Consider the following 5,378-nt stretch of genomic DNA (forward strand, 5'->3'; position numbering starts at 1 on the left):
ACCTTCGCTACGCTCATCACCTTGGAACAGGGCGTTCCCATCGAAACCGTAAGCAAGATGCTTGGGCATAGTACTGTGCGCATGACCGAACGATATGCGGAAGTCACTCCCCAAAAGCTATTTGAGGAGTTCGACCGCTTGATCACCTTCACCGAAGATTTACACCTGACCATTTAACCAAAACCGATATGAGAAGTACATTCAAAATCCTGTTCTACATCAACAGACAGAAGACAAAGACCGACGGCAAGACAGCCATCTTTTGCCGCATCACCATCGATGGCAAAAGCACAGCTATTGCCACAGGCGAGGAATGTCTGCCAGATGAATGGAAGAGCAGACAGGGTATAACCGGCGAAAAGAAAATCAACCAACGCCTCGCAGCGTTCAGGGAGCTTGTGGAAAAGACCTACGCGGAAATGCTTACGAAGGACGGCGTGGTCAGCGCTGAACTGCTCAAGAATCGCTTGCAGGGTGTCGCCGCGGCACCAGAAGGTCACTCGGAGCTCCGGAACGTCCGCCGCCGCTGCGGCCAGACGCCCGCCCACGATTCCTCCCACTCCGCCCAAACCGACAATGGTGATGTTCATAAAGGGATCTCCTCTCGGCGGGGGCATGTCCCCCCTTTGCTGCCTGATCGGTGCTCAGCCTCCAAATTCAGATTCCAAGGTGCTGCAGCGCCTGCACGGCGTAGGGCGTCAGCCCGTAGAGATCGATGTCCTCCGGCAGGGAGCAGCGCGGGGACGGCACGGCGGGAAGCCCCAGAAAGGCGTTGAGCCGCGTTGCGGACGTGGACCGCAGCAGTCCCTCCTCCTCGCCGTAGAGGACCATCAGCTCCTCGAAGAGCCAGGGGACGCGGCGCAGATAGTACTTCTGGCACCAGGCCTCCGCGAGATGGAACGGCTTGGCGGGGACGATCCGGGACCTCGGATAGCTGCGGCCGCAGAGGATGCTGCGGTCGGCCGCGGCCTGAGCCAGGCGGCGCTCCTTGGCGTCCCTCACGAAGATGCAGGGGGCGCGGCGCGGCGCGGCATCCGGTGGCGTGCCGCAGTACCAGCACATGAAGAGCTCCAGGAGCTGGCCGTAACTGATCGTCCGCGGGTCGTACTCCACCCTCACGGTCTCGACGTGGTCGCCGACGTCGTCGTAGGTGGGGGTGGGAAAGGAACCGCCCGCGTACCCCACGCTGGTCCTCCACACGCCCCTCGTAATGCCGAGCCTGGCCTCTAGGCCCTTGAAGCACCCCATGGCGAACAGCGCCGACTCGAGCTGAGCCGGGGTCATCCTGTCGATCGGGGGAATCTTCTCAGACAATGCCGTCCTCGTCACTATACGTCACTCCTTGGCCTCCGCCGCACCATAACGGCCGAAAACTTTTTCCTTGTTCCTCGTTCCGATCCCACCGCGCCATTATGGAGCAGGACGGCGGGCGCGTCATCGTCATATTCCGCATCCGGGCGGGGGAAGGGCGAAAATCCGCAAAACACCTTCCGTAGGAGGGGGGCCCTCCCCCCGCTCCGCGGCCGGCCCGTAGAGGGTCAGCGCAGGCCCAGGTGCTTCTTGAGGAACCCGCCCATCTCGCGGTAGAAGTCGAACCGGTTCTCCTCGTTGCGGAACCCGTGTCCCTCGTTGTCCTTGACCATGTAGACGACGTCCTTGCCCGCCTTGCGGACGGCCTCGACGATCTGGTCGGACTCCGCCTTCTTGACGCGCGGGTCGTTGGCGCCCTGCGCCACGAAGAGCGGGATGCGGATTTTGTCCGCGTGGAGGACGGGCGATATCGACTCCAGCAGCTCCTTGTCCTTGACGGGGTGCCCGATCTCCTCGTACTCCATCTCGCGGTAGGGCTCCCAGTAGGGGGGGATGCTCTCCAGCAGGGTGAAGATGTTGGACGGCCCCACGTAGCTGACGGCGCAGGCGTAGAGGTCGGGCGTGAAGGTCGCGCCCGCCAGGGCCGCATAGCCGCCGTAGCTGCCGCCGTAGATGGCCAGGCGTTTGGGGTCGGCGATGCCTTGTTTGACGAGCCACTCCACGCCGTCGGTGACGTCGTCCTGCATGGCGCGTCCCCACTGCTTGAAGCCCGCCTGCCAGAACTTCTTGCCGTAGCCGGTGGAGCCGCGGAAGTTGACCTGGAGCACCGCCGCGCCGCGGTTGGCCAAAAACTGCGCCTCCGAATCGAACCCCCACTCGTCGCGCGCGCTGGGCCCGCCGTGCGGGATGACGACCAGCGGAAGGTCCCTGGACGCGACGCCGAGGGGGAGCGTCAGGTAGCCGTGGATCGTCAGTCCGTCGCGGGAGGTGTATTGAATGGGCTCCATCGGCGCCATCTCGGTCTCCTTAAGCCAGGGCGAGTGGTCCGCCAGCTTCGTCAGGCTGTTGCTCTGCCGGTCGAAGAGGTAGGAGCCGCCGCGCGTGCGGTCCCCGTAGACCCTGACGGTGGCGCGCCGCTCGTCGTCGTCCATTCCCGTGACGGCGACCTCGTAGCCCGGGAAGAACTTCTCGAGGGTGTCCTGGAGCTCCCTGCGGTCCTTGTCGAAGAAGTGGTAGCGGCTCTTGTCCGTGGTGTAGACGACGCCCGTGATCACCTTGCGCTTCTTGGAGGATATCAGGCTGGCCACGTCCACGTCCGGGTGCTCGAAGACGAGGTCCCGCGTCTTGTTCGCGTCGGGGTCGAATGTGTAGACGGCGATCTTGTCGCGCCCGAGGTTCGAGGCCACGTAGAGGAGTTTGTTGTCGTAGCCGAACATCAGGGGGAAGAAGGAGTCCTTGAAGTTCGTGGTGACGAGCGTCTTGAACTCGTCCTTCTCCGTCGGGCGGTAGAGCAGGCTGGAGTTGACGCCGTCCGTCTCGTAGGCGACGCGGAGCCTGCCGTCGTGGTCGGTCAGCCAGCCGGTGATGTTGCCGGGGTTCTCGGCAATTTGCGTGAGTTCTCCCGTGGCGAGCTCGCACCGGTAGACGTCGAAGACCTCGGGGTTGCGCCGGTTCATCTCCAGCAGCATGTGCTCCGGGTCCTCCTCCAGGTCGTCCAGCACCCCGGCCCGGACGCCGTCGAACGGCGTGAGGTCCCGCGATGCCTTGCCCTCGATGTCCGTCAGGTAGATGTGGAAGTTCTCGTCCCCGCCCTTGTCCTGAATGTATACGATGCGGTCGCTGCCCTTCCAGAAGAAGCCGGCGATATCGCGCTCCGTCGCGCTCGTCACGCGCTTCTCGGCGCCCGTCTCGATGTCGCGAACGTAGACGTTCATCCGGCGCTCCCAGGGCTTGACGAAGGCCAGTTTGGCGCCGTCGGGCGACAGGGAGAAGGCGCCGACCTCGGGGTTGCGGAAGAAATCCTCCATCGGGAGGACGGGCGGAACGGAGGACGAATCCTCCCCGCTCTCCGCGGCGCAGGCCGTCGAGGCCAGCGGCAGGACGCAGCTCAGAACGAATCCGAGCGTGAGCAGATCGGCAAACTTCATGGGCAAAACCTCCTGAAAGAGACTGAAAGAATCTGGCGGAACCCCGGAGCCCGGTTTTTCTCATGAATCCCCTCTTGCATCCCGGAGCCTCTTTCGCTACTCTACAGGGAGGGGCGTTTCGTGCCATGGGTTTTTATGCGGAAAAATCCGCGAACGCCGGGGAAAAACGACGAAGGAGGTGCGGTTGGGACGATGACGATGGCCATTCCCATTCCTGCGGCGATCCTGTTCTTTTGTGCCGCGGCCATGACGTTCATGGCGGTGCGGCGCCTGCGGGCCGGACAGAGGGGCCGTGCCCTGTTCAATCTGCTGCTGGCCGCCTTCATGGCGATCTTCGCCTGGGGATACCTCGGCTGAGGCCGGCCGGGGACGTTTTTCATCTTTTTTATCGAAAAGGGGATGCTGGTGAATATGGACGGGAAGGACCTGAAGGGCTTCGGAAAAAAGGCCTCGGAGCTGAACGGCTATGCCGTGGAGCTCCGACGGGAGCTGCATGCCCATCCGGAGCTGGAGCACGAACTGCCCTTCACGGAGGGCGTGATCGTCCGTGAGCTGGAGAAGCTGAACCTGGACGGGCTCCGGCCGGGGATGGGGCGCGGGCACGGGGTCTGCGCCGACCTCGTGGGGGGGCGCCCGGGAAAGGTCCTGGCGCTGCGCGCCGACATGGACGCGCTGCCCGTGAGGGAGGAGACGGGGCTGCCCTACGCCTCCACGAACGGCTGCATGCACGCCTGCGGGCACGACGCCCACGTGGCCATGCTGCTGACGGCGGCCCGGCTGCTGGCCGAGGCCCGGTCCGAGCTTGCCGGGACGGTGCGCTTTCTCTTCCAGCCGGCGGAGGAGACCGTCGCGGGGGCACTCTCCATGATCGAGAGCGGCGCCCTGGATGGGGTCGATGCGATTGTGGGGCTCCACACCGGGAGCATCTGGGAAGGCCTCGAGCCCGGACAGATCGGCTGGCGGGTGGGGCCCATGATGGCCTCGACGACGACGATCCGGGTCGAGCTCCAGGGCCGGGGAGGGCACGGGGCCACGCCCCACCTGACGGTGGACCCGATCGTGATGGCCGCGGAGGTCGTCTCCCAGCTCCAGACCCTGGTCAGTCGGGAGCTCAGCCCCTTCGAGCCGGCCGTGGTCACCTTCGGTAAGATCTCGGGCGGACGGGCCCATAACGTCATCGCCGACACCTGTGAGCTCTTCGGGACGATGCGGTGCTTCAACACGGAGACCGACGCCTTCCTCAAGGAGCGCATCACCGCGACGGTCGAGGGCGTGGCCGCCTCCATGCGCGGGCGCGGAACGGTGACCTTCAGCGGGTACCTGCCCCCCGTCGTCAACGACGAGGCGATCACCCTGAGGATGCGGGACATCCTGAGGACGACGCTGGGCGAGGGGTCGGAGCACGAGGTCGTGCGGCCCTCCTCCGGGGCGGAGGACTTCGCCGAGTACCTTCGGAAGGTCCCGGGCGCATTTTTCTATCACTGCTCCACCTTCGGGGACGGGCGCGACCATCCGCACCACAACTCCCGGTTCGACGTCAACGAGTCCGTGCTCTGGACGGGGGCCGCCGCGATGGCCGCCTTCGCCCTCCGGTGGCAGGACTGATCGGTCCCTGCGGCGATGGACCTGGTTTTGATGGACGAAGGGCGGGTCTGAGGACCCGCCCTTCGCCGCTCGCGAGAGCTCGTCTTTTTGAAAAACGCCGTGTCGGAATCGCCGTATCTATGGCTGCCGGTCCCATCATAACGAAGTGCCGGGTTTGCCGAGTCCGCCGCCCCGAGACGGGGGCGGAGAATACGATGCACCGATATCCTGAAACGTGACATCGACGATCTGCCGCGCCCCATACCTCGCCGCCGGATCTTGGGAAGCGCTGATTAAAACAAGAACGCACATTTTGCCAAAGGAAAATATGTAAAA

Annotated in this window: 5 protein-coding genes and 2 pseudogenes; 3 read left to right on the top strand and 4 right to left on the bottom strand. The window is 64.3% G+C overall.

The genetic code is table 11. From position 1 onward, the window contains the following. Window positions 1-188 precede the first annotated feature (188 nt). A pseudogene (locus Q0176_RS11210) lies at window positions 189-401 on the top strand (Arm DNA-binding domain-containing protein); the annotation flags it as partial. 66 nt (window positions 402-467) lie between these two features. Here the strand turns inward: Q0176_RS11210 and Q0176_RS11215 are convergent. The 3 genes and pseudogenes from Q0176_RS11215 to Q0176_RS04310 all read right to left on the bottom strand — a co-directional run. After that, window positions 468-617: pseudogene (locus tag Q0176_RS11215) on the bottom strand (2-dehydropantoate 2-reductase N-terminal domain-containing protein); the annotation flags it as partial. Window positions 618-657: 40 nt separating this feature from the next. Next, window positions 658-1,314: a peptide-methionine (S)-S-oxide reductase gene (locus tag Q0176_RS04305; protein WP_299299585.1), complete on the bottom strand. Its 657-nt coding sequence runs from the start codon at window positions 1,312-1,314 to the stop codon at window positions 658-660. 224 nt (window positions 1,315-1,538) lie between these two features. Then, window positions 1,539-3,458: a S9 family peptidase gene (locus Q0176_RS04310; RefSeq protein WP_299299587.1), complete on the bottom strand. Its 1,920-nt coding sequence runs from the start codon at window positions 3,456-3,458 to the stop codon at window positions 1,539-1,541. Window positions 3,459-3,650: 192 nt separating this feature from the next. Between Q0176_RS04310 and Q0176_RS04315 the strand changes: the two genes are divergently transcribed. Both Q0176_RS04315 and Q0176_RS04320 read left to right on the top strand, forming a co-directional pair. Then, entirely contained in the window at window positions 3,651-3,815 is a 165-nt protein-coding gene (locus tag Q0176_RS04315) for a hypothetical protein (RefSeq protein WP_299299589.1), read from the top strand. Window positions 3,816-3,869: 54 nt separating this feature from the next. Further along, on the top strand, window positions 3,870-5,063 hold the full coding sequence (locus Q0176_RS04320; RefSeq protein WP_299299591.1) for a M20 family metallopeptidase: 1,194 nt from the start codon (window positions 3,870-3,872) through the stop codon (window positions 5,061-5,063). A gap of 135 nt (window positions 5,064-5,198) precedes the next feature. Here Q0176_RS04320 and Q0176_RS04325 read toward each other — a convergent pair. Then, a partial coding sequence (locus Q0176_RS04325; RefSeq protein WP_299299593.1) for a hypothetical protein occupies window positions 5,199-5,378 on the bottom strand: 180 nt, incomplete at its 5' end.

Source organism: uncultured Fretibacterium sp., from assembly GCF_938040765.1.
Classification (GTDB): Bacteria; Synergistota; Synergistia; order Synergistales; family Aminobacteriaceae; genus CAJPSE01.